Here is a 15,651-nt window from a genome sequence, read left to right on the forward strand (position 1 = left end):
TTAGAGTGAATTCAGAGGCCACATTTGACTGACTTTAACCAGCAACGGTTTCTTCCAACGGTTCATTGGTAATCACGGCATTGTCTACAATCGCCCCATTCTCACCGATAAGCACACCGCCAACTTCAGTGTCGGCATCTGTACCCGCCATCCGAACGACTCCAGACCCTAAAGCACCACTGCCTGCGGTGTATAGCACATTACCACCTGCATTCAACTGTTCTGCAATGTCAGCCTGGATCGAATCCTGGATCAGTTGGGCACCATCAGCAACCAAGGCCATTTGCAATTGCGAGACCCAACTATGTTCGATCGTGGCGACAATCGCTGAGCTTCCTGGCGGTAGAGCCGAGCTAATGCTCTTCATTTCAGCCTTGAGTGGGACACTCCGCAACTTACCAACCAGTGCTCCAATCGCGCCACCTCCCAAAGCTGCTGCACCAACTGGTGGGGCCGCCAGCAAACCAACTAGCCCACCAATCAATCCGCCGGTAACCAAGCCCTTAGCAGTGCGTCGCTTCGAGTCAGTAATTTTGACTTTGCCATTAGCATCCTTGACCACAACGGCGGCGTCCACGATGCCAATTAATCCTTCCTTACTACCTTGCTTGAGGCTATCCATCACCTCACCAGCACCTTCAGGCGTGCTAAATGCTGAGAGTGATGCCGGAGTACCCTGGTTCGTTTTGGCAGCAAGGCCAAGTTCTGGCGAGTCGGATTATGTTGCTTTCTTACCTCTGAATGTTTGCGTTCAAAATGACGATGAGCTGGGCCTCTACAGTCAGCTAAAATTGGCCGGCATAACCGACTCCCATTCTCCAGGATTTATTTGTATACCTGAATATGAACACGATGCAACGGCAGCTTTTGTGGCCTATCTACAGCATCAGGAAACCTGGTCGGTATTTGAGTTGCAGCACATGCAAAAAGATAGTCCACGACTGCTCCACTTTTTGACTAGCTTTCCAGCAGATCAAGTCAAAATCGTTGAGATGGGCAATCGGGTCTATAAAGACGAACTGGATGCTATTGACAACAGCATTTGTCCCTACATTCCCCTGCCAACTAGCTGGGAGGAGTATCTCCAGGGTTTGGGTGCCAGTACTCGAAAAAATATACGGAAAAAGCTAAAGCGATTTTCGCAGCAGAGCGAAGGCCCTGATGGATACTATATTGCCTCTGCTAATGAAGCAAATATCGAACGCTATCTCGACATACTGCTTGGGTTCTGGCAAGCCAACTGGGAAAGCAGAAAAGGAGCAAAGCATTGCTCAATGGTAGCCGACAGCTGGCGATTCTTGCTGCGCCATTGTTTTAATCATCATTGTCTGTATCTGCCCATTCTATGGCATGGCGATCGACCGATAAGCGCGATTGCACATTTTATTGATCGTTCCCATCAGTCGCTTCTCTCGTTTGTTTCTGCTCGAGATGAAACCTTTACCGATTTATCCCCAGGGCTGATTCTCCATTCTGAAGCAATTCGTTATGCTATTCAAAATGGCTTTAGAGTCTACGACTTCCTCATGGGAAATGAAGCCTACAAGTATTCCTTTGGTGCTCAGGAACGTTATATTACAACCGTTGTCATTCATCGAAAAAATTGGATTCACCAAGATATCATCTTAAATCCAAGAAGTATTCCGGAAGCGATCACCATTGCTGAAATCTATCATCGAGAAAATCATCTCGATGAAGCTAAAAAGAGATATCAACAAATTCTGGCCTCTCAGCCAGAACAACCTGCGGTGCTTTATAGTTTGGCTGTCATTATGCAACGGGAAGGAGACTACCCAGCCGCAGAAGCTCTACTGAAACAACTGCTGGAAATTCAGCCAACTAACACAAGGGTCTGGTTTAGCTTGGGCACACTATATCAGCAGCAAGGCCAGCTCCCAGCAGCGATATCGACTTACAAACAGGCCCTTCGTACCGCACCTGAGGCCGATGTAGCAACCTTAGCGATATACCATAACCTTGGCTATGCCCTACAGCAGCAAGGAAATTGGGATGAGGCAATTGAGTACTATCAAAGCGCTAGAGAACTTGCTCCTGATTGTGCTGAGGCTGAGGCGATGTGGGCCAATGCTTTGCAGGCTCAGGGCAGGCTGTCTACAGAAGAAAAAGAACGCTATGCTGCTGTCAATTATGCTTTAGGGCTAATTCACTTGGTGCAGAAGCCTCTGTGGATATTGGTGACCATTTCACGCTGGGCGGACGAATCGGGTGGATTCAAGCTACCGCTAAAGATTTAGACGGCAATCCCCGAGCAGATATTTTCACCTGGGCCGTGCTGCTCGGTTTTCCCGATTTGGCTGGAGATGGAAATTTGTTAGGTGTAATTGCCGGTCAACCGCCACAAGTAACGCACAATCAGTATGGCGATCGAGAATCAGATGCGGCTTTACACTTAGAAGCGTTTTACCACTTGCAACTGAACGACAATATTGCCGTTACCCCTGGTGTGTTTGTGATCCTAAATCCAGAAAATGATGCCAGCAATACTCCCATCTACATTGGCACTGTTCGCACTACCTTTAGCTTCTGAATAATATGAACTTAAACCTACTCGTTAATTGATCTTAATTGATCAATCGTTCGTCGAGTATTTGTGCTACAGCCAACCTCCAGTGTGTAGATATCCTCAGGTATACCATCCGATAAAACAATCTGATGTAAATCGCGGATGATTAGTCCCGGAACCATTTGGTTTCTAGGGAGCAGTCCATTCATCAGAGGTGATGTTGATGTGATCGGGCTAGCGGGTGTATCTGGCGTCTGCAGCATTGATGACCTTAGCTTTACCCAAAGCGAAATGGGTGCTGTGATCAGTGCAATGGGGCAAGAGATAGCTACCTTGAATGGCATTAATGTGATTGATATTGGCTCGAATAGTTTCACCTTCGCGTAGTTCTGGCTCAGGTGATGTCTAATGCGTTACGAATTATCAATGCTGCTCTCACCGAACCTTCAACCGTTTCTATTTAGGTTCTTCTAATCAGGGGAAATCAATATTTAAAATTACTTCATGAAAGACAACTCATCTTTCTCTCATTGAATGTTCATGAGCAGCCTATAAACTATGTAGGTATACCAAGTGGGATACGAATGGTTGACCAATTCTGCTCAATACATTGAACTTGCACAACCGGAAGGAGGTTGTTATGAAGCTTGTACTACCAACAAAGCGTTCGATTGGCACAGCTATGATGACCGTTTTTTTACTATTAGTGCCTGCTGCACTGATTAGTTTTACAGCAATCGGTCCTGCCCTGGCCCAAGTAGATAATGGCGATGAGGACGATAACGGTGTACCGAATGGTGGAGTCGCAGCGGGTGCAGGCGGCGCTTACGAGGCTGGCCTGGGAACAACGTTGCCGATCGCCGCTACTGTAGGCGGATTAGTGCTTACTGGCGTTGGTGTTGCAGCCTATCGTTCACGTAAGTGAGTAGACTCGAAGCATGAGTAATGGTGAGCTTGACGCAACTATTACAGCATAGGTTGCAGCCTAGGCTACAGCATAAGCACCTGGTACCTGTATGGCTCTTGCTGTATTTATCGTTCCTGTCTGGAATGATGCTGGGTACCACAGTGGGAATGGTTGAGAGAATGGCCACGGGTGCAGTAAATTCTGATCGGCCCGTGGCAAATTCTGTTTGTCAAAGCTACCTGGCGGGCTTGCTTTCCTTCGTTGAGGGCAACCTGCAGCTTTTCCAAAATTACCAGTTCCACCTGTGCCTCTTTGTTCGTCTTAGCCTGCTTGCGCGTGCGTTCGATGCGGCGTTCAATCTGGCCCAAATCGGCCAGAGCCAACTCCAGATTGATCACCTCAATGTCGCGCACTGGATCGACCGACCCTGCCACATGGATAATATCGTCGTTCTCAAAGCAACGCACCACATGCACAATCGCATCGACTTCACGGATATTGGCCAGAAACTGGTTGCCCAAGCCTTCCCCCTTGCTGGCTCCCTTGACCAATCCGGCGATATCGACAAACTCAATCCGAGCCGGAACAATTTCTGCTGACTCTGAAATCTGCGCTAGCACCTGCAGCCGCTGATCCGGAACCGCCACCACCCCCACATTTGGCTCGATGGTACAAAACGGAAAATTCGCTGCCTGGGCCTTCGCGTTGGCCACAACCGCATTAAACAGCGTTGATTTTCCGACATTGGGTAGTCCAACAATTCCAGCTCTTAACATGACCGTTTGGGCTGCTCACCTTACAAAACAAAATAATCCATCCTCCAGTTTGACAGGTTTTATTGAGTTTTGTGTTGAGAAACTTCCCTAGCCCCACCCCATCGGCCCAGAGGCCAGAAATAGCTCTTTCAGTCCGCCAACGCCAATTTCAATCGCTAGGGCCGCCAAGAGAAAGCCCAGGAGTTGGGTGGCAATAATGGCTCCTTCCGCTCCGATCCAGCGGTCAATAAAAGCCGATTGCCGCATGATGAACCAGGTCACCAGCATGGCCACTACAATGCCAGCCACAACGCTGATGTAATTGGAGTAGAGGTTGCCACTGTCGTCAGATACCAGCAGCATGACTGTAGTTAGGGTGCCGGGACCCGCCAGCAGTGGCAGCGCCAGAGGTGTAATCGCCACATCTCGATTCGGCTCGGTAATCGGCTCATCTAGTTTACCTCGGAGCATATCTAGGGCAATCAGCAGCAGCAGCAAGCCCCCAGCCACTTCTAGCGACGCCATGCTGATATGCAGGTAATTGAGAATCGGCTGGCCGATCAGGGTAAAGGTGATTAAAACGGCAGTTGCCACCAGCGCAGCCCGGGTAATCACGCCATTTCGTTCCTCTGGCTCCATGCCTTTAGTAAGAACCAGAAATACAGGCGCATTGCCCAGTGCATCGGCTAAAACAAAAACGGCGATAAACGCTCTGACGAACAGAGATACATCCATTTACGTAGAGAAAGAGTCCTTGAGCTTGAGTAAGTTGAATTTGGTGATCCTGTAGGGACTACAAACGTCTCGCTGACGCCAAGATGTTTGCGTTTTGCACAGGCGACGCGAACGCACTGGCTTGATTGTTTAGTTGAATTATTTAGTATCACACTTTGTATCCAAACCGCTGCTGCCATCTCAACTTGTTCACCCCAATCTTCAATCTGGTTAAAAATCCGATCAAGCTATCAACGTCAAGCACGGATCAACAAGCTGTATGAGCAATTGAATCAGGCGGAACAAGACGCAACCCGGCAGATTTTCCTCAGGCTGGTGCAAATTGTAGACAGCGATTCTGGTTCGCGAGCAGTCAGCCGAAAAGCCTATCGCTCAGAGTTTCAAGGCGAAACGATTGAAACCACACTACAGAAATTTGTGAATGAAAATATGGTTATCAGTGGCTATGAGTATTCCAACCAAGAAAAAATTTTAGTGGGCAGTTTGTCGGATGTGAAGAAAAACGCCACGTTTGAAATTGCCCATGAAATCATTTTAAGCTCCTGGGATGAGCTGAAGAAATGGTTAGAGGAAGCAAAGGATGCGATTATCTTTAAAAATCTGCTGGCTGATGATGTTCACCGCTGGCAATCGGCTCTGGCTCAGGCCGCTTCTGAAGATTCTGGCGAACTCGACCGGGCAAAAGATGAGTTGCTCAAGGGGTCCAGATTAGACCGAGCCATCGAACTGCGGCAAAACAATGCATTTGCGCTGCTAGGAGGTTTGACCGATCTAGAGACTCAATTCATCGATGCCAGTATGGAATGGCAAAGGTTGCAGCGTCGTCGCCAAGCCGAGCTAGAGACGGCAAAAGAGCGCAATCAGCTTCTAACCGAAGCCAACCAAAAGGCCAATAAAATCATCCGGAGGGGCATAATTTCCCTGGCTGTGATTGTTCCGATCGCGATTGGAGCATCGTTACTCGCCTCCCATGCCTTCAACAGACTAGCCTTTGCCAGGAGAGCCAGTGAGTTAGAGCAGAAGGGGGTGAGTTCGCTTGAGCAAATTGACTTTAGCGAGATTGATGCCTTGCTGACAGCGATTCAAAATGGCCAGGCGCTACAAGACCTGGCTGGCGAAAATACCAGGATGGGAGCCTACCCCGCCTATAGTCCGATTGTGGCGCTAGACGTCATCCTAAACAGAATCCGTGAAAAGAATCGGTTCCCAGCGAATCAGGGGGAAATCAAAGCAACGGCCTTCAGTCCGGATGGCAAGCGCATCGCCACTGGGGGTAAAGACGGCACGATTCAGCTTTGGAGTTTGGCAGGGGAAAAGCTAACGCAGTTTCAAGCCCACGAGGGCGGTCCACTTGCCAGTATCAATTCGGTTAGCTTTAGCCCGGATGGTAAGTACATTACCTCTGCGAGCGAAGATGGCACGGCCCGTCTATGGACCGCTTCTGGCGCTCCGGTTGTAACTCTGACGGGGCACAAGGGAGAAGTTGAGAGCGTCAGTTTTAGCCCGAATAATCAAACAATTGCCACAGCAGGTAATTCCGGAGAAGTCTTGCTTTGGAATGTTACTGGAAATAAGCTGAGACAGTTAAAAGGACATCAAGGTACGGTTCTTAAGGTCACGTTTAGTCCAGATGGGCAAACACTAGCCACTGCCGCTACCGATGGTACAATCCGAGTCTGGAATGCCTCTGGAACGCAACGGGCCGAGTGGAAAGGACATGGCGGTGAACCAGTCCACTTCGGTTAACAAGCTGGCTCTTGCCGATGCCGCATTAGCTAATGCCAAACGCTTGGGAGCTTCGTATGCAGATATCCGTATAAACAGGTACCGCCTGCAGGCTGTTTCTACCAGAGAACGTCAGATCCAAAACGTTTCGAGCGGGCAGAACTTCGGATTCGGGGTCCGCGTGCTATACAACGGAACTTGGGGTTTCGCAGCCAGTCCGCTTGTGACTAGTGACGAGGTGCAGCGCGTTACCAGAGAAGCTATTGAGATCGCAAAAGCGAATGCAAAGTTCAACAAACGCCGCTTCGTGATGGTAGATGCTCCTAAGGTCGAGGCAACCTGGAAGAGTTCATTCAAGAAAGATCCGTTCGAAGTGCCGACCGATGACATGGTCCAATTTCTTTTGAAACTCAACGAATCTGCGCTGGCCGTCCGAGGCGTTAATTTCGTGAATTCTTCAATGGCGTGGGTGAATGAGCAAAAGTTCCTTGCCACATCCGATGGTTCGCGTATTGAACAATACCTGATTCGCGGAAATCCATCTTTCTCTGTAACTGCCGTCAATCGATCTACCGGTGACTTTCAGTCACGAAACAGTTTTCGTGAGGCACAATCCATCGGTTATGAAGTGATCGAGGAAAATGATTGGATGAAAGAAGCCGAGCAAGCCGGCGAAGAGGCGGTAATGAAATTAAGTGCCCGCTCTGTGGAACCTGGAAAATATGATCTTGTCCTGCACCCCTCACATCTTTTCCTGACCATCCACGAATCCGTAGGCCATCCAACGGAGCTTGACCGTGCCTTATTGTGGGAAGCAAATTATGCCGGAACAAGCTTCCTTACTCCTGACAAGACCGGAAAGCTCCAATTCGGTTCCAAGATCGTCAATTTTATCGCTGACCGTACAGAACCGCTGGGGCTTGCCACCGTAGGTTTCGATGACGAGGGAGTAAAGGCTCAGGAATGGCATATAGTCAAAGATGGCGTTTTTGTAGATTGGCAGACGACCCGAGACCTTGCGCCACTGATCGGAAAGAAAACATCCTACGGATGCCTTCATGCAGACAGTTGGGGTAGCGTTCCCTTCCCGCGAATGCCAAATATCTCTTTAGAGCCATCAAAAAATGATGTTTCCACAGAAGAACTCGTCGCCGATGTTAAGAACGGGATCATGATCCACGGACGAGGAAGTTACTCTATCGACCAGCAGCGTTACAATTTTCAATTCGGTGGGCAAACATTCTGGGAGATCAAGAATGGAAAAATTACAGGGATGCTGCGCGATGTTGCATATCAATCCCGCACGACCGATTTCTGGGGAGCGTGTGACGGTCTCGGCGGCCGCTCGACCTATGAGGTGCCGGGATCATTCAACGACGGCAAGGGACAACCCGGCCAATCGAATGCCGTCTCCCACGGCTGCCCAGTTGCCCGTTTCAGGAATATAAACGTTTTGAATACTTCCGCAGGTGGGGATGCGAATTAGGAGGACACGAAATGCTACTTGACGAAACAAACTTTATCGCCGAAACCAATCGTCGTTGCCCCATCGATTCTATCAGCAGACTTTAGCCGCTTGGGAGAGGAAATTAAGGCCATCGACGAGGCTGGAGCCGACTGGGTGCATGTAGATGTGATGGATGGTCGCTTCGTTCCCAATATTACGATCGGTCCGCTGATTGTGGATGCCATCCGCCCCTACACCCAAAAACCACTGGACGTGCATCTGATGATCGTCGAGCCAGAGAGATATGTGGCCGATTTTGCCAAAGCCGGAGCCGATCACATTCTGGTGCATGCCGAATCCAGCTCTACGATTCATGTACATCGGGTTTTAGGGCAGATCAAAGAATTGGGTAAAAAAGCAGGCGTGGTGCTGAATCCGGGCAGTCCGCTCGATTTGATCGACTATGTGCTGGATCTGTGCGACATTGTTCTGATCATGAGCGTCAACCCTGGTTTTGGTGGCCAGAGCTTCATTCCGTCTGCGGTTGGCAAGATTCGTCAGCTCCGCCAAATGTGCGACGAGCGCGGCCTCGATCCCTGGATTGAAGTGGATGGCGGCTTAAAAGCGAACAACACCTGGCAAGTGCTGGAAGTGGGCGCTAACGCGATTGTGTCGGGTTCAGGCGTGTTTGGCCAGAAGGATTACGCGACGGCGATTGAAGGTATCCGCACCAGCAAGCGTCCGGCACCGGAGTTGGTTACGGCATAGCGGCTTCTCGCAGAGTAAGAGCAACTGCTGCTACACAAACTGCGGAACCTACGCCTCCGTCGCCTACAGTTCCAGCGCGTGCACTCGGCTAAATAATTAGCCATTCACTATACCGTTGCAATTCACGGAACTGGTACTGCAACGGTATACACCCGGTCAACTTGGAATTACACCGCATCGAGATAGTTTAGAAGCGATTAATTTGATTGCCTTGGTTAACCTGAGTGGGGAAGCCGAGTTTTACCGCGGCGATGACCGGCAGGGTACAGATGCGGTTCGACTTAACCCTACTCCCGGCAATGTAATTTTCCTGCGTGCTCCTGGTTTTCTTCATATACTTCATATATCCGTGCGTCCGTTTATTTTCTCACTAATAAGTAGAACAACATAATTAAACATGAAACCCAAAGGAGGTGTTGTCGCCGCCCTTCGGGCGGCGACAACACTCTGAGCTTGGTTTTAATTCAGTTGAATTACTTACTTTTCCAATAAAACTTTTACAATAAAAGAAGATAAAATGCGGGGTTCTTTGTGCTACTACAGGCGTTACATCATTTGCACACCATCGAAGTTGAGTTAGCAGAAACCTTACTGCGCCTAACCCTACTGATGGCGCTGGTACTCGTGATTGGCTTCTTCGTTGCGGCTGAACTCTCGTTGGTCGCTGCTTCAAAAACCGAGATCAGCCAGTTAGCAGAACAAACCGAGCAACCTCAAGCCAAAGCAGCTCAGCTCGTGCAGCAGGCCCAAACGAACCTCCAGCAGTACCTCTCAGTCACGCAAACGGGTATCACTGCTTCACAGGACCTATCCGAGCTGGGCGAGTAGTGATCTGTTTTTGCAGGGCATCAACGCGCCGGTGTTTCAAGAAGTGGATCTGGATAACCTGCCAGTAACGGGAGAAATTCCGCCCGATTTAGCTGGTATGTACGTTCGCAATGGTCCGAATCCCATGTTCCAGCCCATTGACTATGCCTATCCCCTAGAAGGCGACGGCATGCTGCATGCGGTTTATTTTGAGGCCGGTAAAGCCAGATACCGCAATCGCTGGATTTTGACCAAAGGCTTAATCTATGAAATGCAGGCTAAGCGAGCCTTACCAGAGCTACGGTTCCGCAATTATGCCAATACCCATATCATTGCCCATGCCGGTAAATTATTAGCGCTCTACGAAACCGGATTGCCCTACGAAATGTCACGCGATTTAGAAACTATTGGTGAATGGAATTTCAACGGTAAACTTAAACAGGCGATGACGGCCCATCCCAAGCTAGATGTAGATACCGGAGAACTTCACTTTTACCGTTACTCTTTTTTTACTGAACCCTATTTGACATACTATGTCGCGAACGCCGCTGGAGAAATTACCCGCACAACAGGAATTGAGCTACCTCAACCAGCGCTGCTACACGATATGGCCCTCAGCGAAAATTACGCCATTTTTTGCCATTGCCCCTTAGTGTTTGATTTTCAGCAGGCTATGCGCACTGGAATTCCCTTGGTCTGGCAACCAGAGCAGGGGGCCAGAATTGGTTTGATTCACCGTTACGACTTAGAGCGGAAACCCATTTGGATAGAAACTGAAGCGTTTTGGGCCTGGCATTTTATGAATGCATTTGAGCAAGATGGGACACTTGTAGTTGACTGTGCCTACTATCCCCAGATGATACTTGAAAATACATTGTCAGCTATTCTGAGTAATCGATCTCGTTTCCAGCGGATTACCATTAACCTAGGCGATCGAACGATTACCCAGCAGACCCTAGACGACCGCAACGTAGACTTTCCTAGCCTGGATCGGCAACAAATCGGGAAACCCTATCGATTCGGCTATATGCCCCACATGGACTTAGAACTAATGGCTCAAAAGGCTATCCCCAATTATTTTCCTGAATTGATTCAGTATGATCTGGTGAAGCAAACCAGTCAGGTCCATCGCTTGCAGCCCGGATGCTACTGCGGCGAAGCAACGGTTGTGCCCAAACCAGACAGCACATCTGCGGTAGACCATTACGTTATGACTTGGGTGTTCAATGAAATAACCCAAACCAGCGATCTGCTGATTTTAGATGCTGCTAACTTTACTGCCGCACCGATTGCCCAGATCCACCTACCAGTACGGGTACCGATGGGGACGCATGGTAGTTGGATGGTTGCCAGTGCAGCACCTTAACTCAATTGCACCACGGGCCGATCATTGATCAGGGTACGCAGAGTTAGCATATCTTCGACGGTGATGCGGAGAAAGCGGGATTCATCCACGCGAAACAGCACCTTGATTCGGTCTGTGCCCGGACTGATGCAGGGGCGATTCCGGCACCCGACTGAAATTCAACCCGGCTGGTTGGCGCGGCGAATTTGCTACTTCTTTTTGCCCACATCGAGTTTGGCAACTGCCTGCGGCATGCAAAGCCTAGTGGATATTGTTGGACCCGGACGAGTTTTGCTAGCGTTTATATTAGGGGCGTTGGCTAAAAAGTTTCTGAAACAGCCAGGGATGTTTTACCAACTCGCGGGCGAGCAGGCTCGTTTAATCGATGATGTCACGGGTACGCTACCTCCCTATGACCAGTTTGTAGTGCTGGGTCCGGATAATCCTCAGCAGGTGGTGGATCAAATTCAGCGAGAGACAGGGCTGGCCGCAGCTATCGTAGACGTGAATGATCTAAAAGCAGTTAAGATATTGGCAGCGAGTCCTGGTGTACCTTCTACTCTTCTGGAACAAGCTTTAGTGACTAATCCTGCTGGTAACGCTGATGAACAAACTCCTCTGGTCTTGATCCGTCCGGTCTGATAGTCTACTGAATTTGCCCATCGCGCCCAGTCCGGTCCTCTAGTCTGACCTTTTACTCCCCCTCACCTATGACTTCGACCATTCCCCAAACCACCGTGATTAATATTCGCCCGATTCAATACCGAGATTTAGAAGACATTGCTCGGTTAGCTGGTGAAGAAGTTGGCGCAGCTGAGAGCAGTAATGTTGTTGATCTAGGGCAGCAGCTCCGGCAACTCCGCCGCTGGTACGGGGTGTTGAAGTGTGTCAGCTGGTTCCCCAATCCGCTGCGTTCCTTTTTCTGTGCTTACGTGGCTGAGCAAAACAACCAATTGCGGGGTTTGATTCAGGTCTCACCGTTTAACCGGACGCGCAGCACTTGGCGGATCGACCGGGTCATGGTGGATCGGGCCGCTGATGCCATGCCCAGCGAAATTGGCTCCCAACTGTTGCGTCACTGTTTTCAGGCAATTTGGGAGGCTCGCACCTGGTTAGTAGAGGTCAATGTGAACGACAAAGCAACCCTGGCCCTCTATCGCCAGAATGGCTTCCAGACTTTGGCTCACATCACCTACTGGACGATTTCACCTGAAATTTTGCAGGTACTGGCCCAGCGCGAGCCAGATCTGCCAAATCTGCTGCCGGTCAGCAATGCCGACGCCTGCCTGCTCTATCAACTCGATACCCAGTCGATGCCGTCGTTTGTACGGCAAGTGTATGACCGTCACATCGCAGATTTCAAAACTAGCCTCATGAAGGCGATTGGTAGCGGCATGACCCGCTGGTTTCGCAAAACCGACCTTGCCAACGGCTATGTCTTTGAGTCGCAGCGCAAAGCAGCGATTGGCTACTTTCAGCTGCAGCTCTGCCGCGATGGCAGCCAGCCCCATACGGCGCAGTTGACGGTTCATCCAGCCTATACATGGCTCTATCCAGAGCTGTTGACTCAGATGGCGCGAGTTACTCAAGAGGTACCGGCTCCGCTCCAGTTGACCTCGACCGACTATCAGCCAGAGCGCGAATTCTCAAACGGTTGTCGCGCTTTACTTTTGATTTGTTCTGCGACTTGCCGTGACAGGGTTTCATCTAGCGGTAAATTCATTGATTCAGCATACTCCAGCAACAGTGCGTTACTGCCGAGTATAGCGGGTTTAGGAGAGAAGGTGGATGGGCGCAGAGTTTGAATATGTGCGACACAGAGGCTACGCCTACGGTTCCCCTTTTTTAAGGCTACGGTGCACACACAAATCCTCTCGGCCCCCTCAATCCCCCAAATTTGGGTAGGGCTGATTCATTCTAGGAGGAGGAAAAGTAAGCTAGAGAGGTAGATCAACGATGCTAGACCATGACCTTAATCGAAGCCCTCCAAACTATTCCCGACCACCGTCGAGGGGCAGGACGACGCTACCCATTGTGGGTCTTGCTGCTGTTAATCATTCTCGGCACGATGAGTGGCTATCGCGGCTATCGGGGACTGGCTCGCTTCATGCAACGTCATCAAGGCCATCTAGCAGAGCAGTTAGGCTTACCTCGTGCCGAGTTGCCGAGTTACTCCACGATTCGCCGCTTGCTGCTAGAGATTGATTTCAACGCAGTGGCTGATGCGTTCAACACCTGGGCCCAAGCTTGTGGGTTAATTCAACCCGGCAACAACTGTGCCATCGACGGTAAGAGTTTGAAGAATACCGTCACCGATGTCTATGCGGCCCAGCAGAACTTTGTCAATGTGGTGTCCGTGTTTCAGTTAGAGCAAGGCATGGTGGTGGGGCAGGCCGCCTTCAATAATCACGACACCAGCGAGATTGCTGCGGTCTACCAGTTGTTGGAGAAGTTGCAGTTGAGCGGCGTCACCGTGAGTTTAGACGCTTTGCATGCTCAAAAAAAACAGTGCAGTTAATTCACGAACAAGGGAATGATTACGTGAATAATGTCAAAGCGAATCAGAAGCAGTTGCATCAACAATTACGAGAACTCGCTAGGAGTAATGCCGTGCAAAGTGTGGACCTAACGAGTGAACGAACTCGTGACCGCAAGACCCAACGAGTAGCAGCGGTGTTTGAGTTGCCTGAGGGTCTCAAACAGCACTGGGCTGGGGTTCAACGGGGAGTGACCGTAGTCCGCTGGGGCACTCGGGGCAGTGCCCCTTACTTTGAGCAGCGCTATTACATCACGAGTTGGACAGTGGAGGCTGAGGCATTACAAGCTCGAATCCGAGCACACTGGGGCATTGAGAACCCCTGGCATTGGGTTAAAGATGTGGGGCTGGGCGAGGATAAGAGTTCGATTGCCACGCGGGGTGCGGCGACCGTGCTGGCGATGATTCGCAACTTAGTCGTGACGGTGTTTCGTCGAGCAGGGCATCCGTCGATTACCGCTGCGATTGACCGCTTCGGCAATGATATCGACCAATTGTTGTCGATGTTAGATTTTCCCTCTGACTAGAATGAATCAGCCCTACCAAATTTGGGGGACTTCCGAACCTAATTGGGGCTGAAACATGGGAAAAATTGGCCTAGCGTGGATAACCTCATATGAAAGCCCCGCAACAAGCGGCATAAGAGCGATGCGAACCACAAGATTGAGCCAGGTCTGTTCGAACGTGATGACAGAGAACAACACCAGCGATATCAGCATAACAACCATAAGAAACGAAGTTCCGCATCGCGGATGCTGACGGCGTTGCTTGTCGGCATTCTCCGGTGTAAGATCCATTCCTTTCTCCCAGGCAAAAACCGTTTTGTGCTCTGCTCCGTGATACTCGAACACACGGCGAATGTCCCTAAGAAACGACATCGAATAGATCATAAGGACAAAAAAGAACATCCTGATAATACCGTCAACTAGATTGAAAGCTATCCACGAGTGCGGTTTTGTCTCCCAAATATATGCATAGGTCGTTTGCCACCATACGGCATCTGCGGGGATCAATGGAGCTTCGGCCCAACCAAAAGCAATGAATGCAACATTCGTTAGAATAAGAGGAGCCACCACAAAAAGCAGAATGTTGAAAGCGAGGGCAAATATGATCGAACCAACTGCACTAGCCGAACGACCAGCCTTTTTTGTTCTGGAATCCTCCGGCATTGATATCTTTGCCGGAGCTTTTAGAAACTCTTCATCCGTCCTACCTTCAACAGCAACCATTTGCGATCCTAGGAGCTTCTCTTTAACTGTTTCCTTTTGTTCTTTTTGATCGTTCTCGTATATCTCGGCTGAAAAATTTAATGCCTTTATACCAAGGGCCATCGTCTGGATAAGGGTCGCCCCGCCACGCAGGACAGGGGTATTCAGCCACTTGTATTTGTCGCTCCATTTCGGCAGACGTTCGGCCTTAGTTACGATCTCACCGTTCTGTTTTCGGCAGGCTATGGCATACGCTGATGGCGTTCTCATCATCACGCCCTCCATTACGGCTTGCCCTCCGACTATCAGGTCTCGTTCCATTGCGAAAACAGTATGGATGAATCGGGTTAATCTGGCTGTTCGTCGATCTTGCATAAAAGCTCCGATATTTAGATGCCCTAAAGAAAACAATAACGCCAACCTTTTTCCTTTCGCGGAGGCATTCGATGCACTCCTATCGATCGGCCCTAGGTCGGCGTCGGATATTGTTCAGCTAATGATTTCTGCTGGTATCGATCACCAGAAGCAAACTTTTTACTTACTTAGTTGCCTGCGCTCCGCGAGCATAACGTTTATTAAACCGGTCAACGCGCCCTGCCGTATCGACCAATTTCTGCTTTCCGGTAAAGAACGGGTGACACTCAGAACAAATTTCGACGTGGAGTTCTTCACCAAGCGTGGACTTCGTCTTGAAGGAATGGCCGCACGCACACGAAACGGTGATCTCCTGATAATTTGGATGTATTTCTGCTTTCATTGCATTAAACTTGCCCAAATTGGCAATCTCTTATAATAAGGTTTCGCTGTCTGGAGGTCAAGGATTAGATATTGTTCTAGGGCTAATCTTTTCGGGGTACTGTGGTTGGTAAGGCAGTGCCAAAGTCTTTCTTCACG

16 protein-coding genes and 2 pseudogenes are annotated in these 15,651 nt (G+C 49.7%); 13 read left to right on the forward strand and 5 right to left on the reverse strand.

All coding sequences use genetic code 11. From position 1 onward, the window contains the following. Positions 1 to 34: 34 nt before the first annotated feature. A complete protein-coding gene (locus JVX88_RS29230; RefSeq protein WP_211622012.1) occupies positions 35 to 622 on the reverse strand; it encodes a DUF1269 domain-containing protein in 588 nt (195 codons plus the stop codon). A gap of 22 nt (positions 623 to 644) precedes the next feature. Between JVX88_RS29230 and JVX88_RS29235 the strand changes: the two genes are divergently transcribed. The 4 genes from JVX88_RS29235 (at position 645) to JVX88_RS29250 (ending at position 3,449) form a co-directional block, all read left to right on the forward strand. Then, positions 645 to 2,255, forward strand: a complete 1,611-nt coding sequence (locus JVX88_RS29235) for a GNAT family N-acetyltransferase (RefSeq protein ID WP_211622013.1) — start codon at positions 645 to 647, stop codon at positions 2,253 to 2,255. Then, on the forward strand, positions 2,186 to 2,548 hold the full coding sequence (locus tag JVX88_RS29240; protein ID WP_211622014.1) for an iron uptake porin: 363 nt from the start codon (positions 2,186 to 2,188) through the stop codon (positions 2,546 to 2,548). Before JVX88_RS29235 ends, JVX88_RS29240 begins: the two co-directional genes overlap by 70 nt. A gap of 138 nt (positions 2,549 to 2,686) precedes the next feature. Beyond that, a complete protein-coding gene (locus JVX88_RS29245; protein WP_211622015.1) occupies positions 2,687 to 2,911 on the forward strand; it encodes a hypothetical protein in 225 nt (74 codons plus the stop codon). A 253-nt stretch (positions 2,912 to 3,164) separates the two neighbouring features. Beyond that, positions 3,165 to 3,449 carry a hypothetical protein gene (locus JVX88_RS29250; protein WP_211622016.1) on the forward strand — a complete coding sequence of 95 codons (285 nt, stop codon included), beginning with the start codon at positions 3,165 to 3,167 and terminating at the stop codon, positions 3,447 to 3,449. A 218-nt stretch (positions 3,450 to 3,667) separates the two neighbouring features. Here the strand turns inward: JVX88_RS29250 and ychF are convergent. Then, positions 3,668 to 4,207: pseudogene (gene ychF, locus JVX88_RS29255) on the reverse strand (redox-regulated ATPase YchF); the annotation flags it as partial. An 87-nt stretch (positions 4,208 to 4,294) separates the two neighbouring features. After that, positions 4,295 to 4,921 carry a MarC family protein gene (locus tag JVX88_RS29260; protein ID WP_035998256.1) on the reverse strand — a complete coding sequence of 209 codons (627 nt, stop codon included), beginning with the start codon at positions 4,919 to 4,921 and terminating at the stop codon, positions 4,295 to 4,297. A gap of 87 nt (positions 4,922 to 5,008) precedes the next feature. Here JVX88_RS29260 and JVX88_RS29265 point away from each other — a divergent pair, with 87 nt between their 5' ends. From JVX88_RS29265 to JVX88_RS39350, 9 genes and pseudogenes are all read left to right on the forward strand, one after another. After that, positions 5,009 to 6,667, forward strand: a complete 1,659-nt coding sequence (locus JVX88_RS29265) for a WD40 repeat domain-containing protein (protein ID WP_410503738.1) — start codon at positions 5,009 to 5,011, stop codon at positions 6,665 to 6,667. Next, positions 6,603 to 8,132 (forward strand): TldD/PmbA family protein, encoded by a 1,530-nt coding sequence (locus JVX88_RS29270; RefSeq protein ID WP_211622018.1) that lies wholly within the window; start codon positions 6,603 to 6,605, stop codon positions 8,130 to 8,132. Before JVX88_RS29265 ends, JVX88_RS29270 begins: the two co-directional genes overlap by 65 nt. Before the next feature lie 18 nt (positions 8,133 to 8,150). After that, a complete protein-coding gene (rpe, locus tag JVX88_RS29275; RefSeq protein WP_211622019.1) occupies positions 8,151 to 8,861 on the forward strand; it encodes a ribulose-phosphate 3-epimerase in 711 nt (236 codons plus the stop codon). A 115-nt stretch (positions 8,862 to 8,976) separates the two neighbouring features. After that, positions 8,977 to 9,252, forward strand: a complete 276-nt coding sequence (locus JVX88_RS29280) for a hypothetical protein (protein WP_211622020.1) — start codon at positions 8,977 to 8,979, stop codon at positions 9,250 to 9,252. 164 nt (positions 9,253 to 9,416) lie between these two features. Then, a complete protein-coding gene (locus JVX88_RS29285; protein ID WP_225931213.1) occupies positions 9,417 to 9,689 on the forward strand; it encodes a CNNM domain-containing protein in 273 nt (90 codons plus the stop codon). 10 nt (positions 9,690 to 9,699) lie between these two features. Next, complete coding sequence (locus tag JVX88_RS29290) at positions 9,700 to 11,034, forward strand: carotenoid oxygenase family protein (RefSeq protein WP_211622021.1); 1,335 nt, start codon at positions 9,700 to 9,702, stop codon at positions 11,032 to 11,034. A gap of 63 nt (positions 11,035 to 11,097) precedes the next feature. Continuing rightward, a complete protein-coding gene (locus JVX88_RS29295) occupies positions 11,098 to 11,655 on the forward strand; it encodes a hypothetical protein (protein WP_317134483.1) in 558 nt (185 codons plus the stop codon). A gap of 68 nt (positions 11,656 to 11,723) precedes the next feature. Next, the gene (locus JVX88_RS29300; protein WP_211622022.1) at positions 11,724 to 12,818 is read left to right on the forward strand and encodes a GNAT family N-acetyltransferase; all 1,095 of its coding nucleotides are present in this window, start codon (positions 11,724 to 11,726) and stop codon (positions 12,816 to 12,818) included. A 161-nt stretch (positions 12,819 to 12,979) separates the two neighbouring features. Beyond that, positions 12,980 to 14,076 (forward strand): annotated as a pseudogene (locus JVX88_RS39350) (ISAs1 family transposase). A gap of 12 nt (positions 14,077 to 14,088) precedes the next feature. Here JVX88_RS39350 and JVX88_RS29315 read toward each other — a convergent pair. Beyond that, positions 14,089 to 15,132: a DUF1385 domain-containing protein gene (locus JVX88_RS29315; RefSeq protein WP_211622025.1), complete on the reverse strand. Its 1,044-nt coding sequence runs from the start codon at positions 15,130 to 15,132 to the stop codon at positions 14,089 to 14,091. Between the two features lie 163 nt (positions 15,133 to 15,295). After that, positions 15,296 to 15,514, reverse strand: coding sequence for a 50S ribosomal protein L31 (gene rpmE / locus JVX88_RS29320; RefSeq protein WP_211622026.1), 219 nt, complete (start codon positions 15,512 to 15,514; stop codon positions 15,296 to 15,298). Positions 15,515 to 15,651 lie beyond the last annotated feature (137 nt).

Source organism: Leptolyngbya sp. 7M (assembly GCF_018128485.1).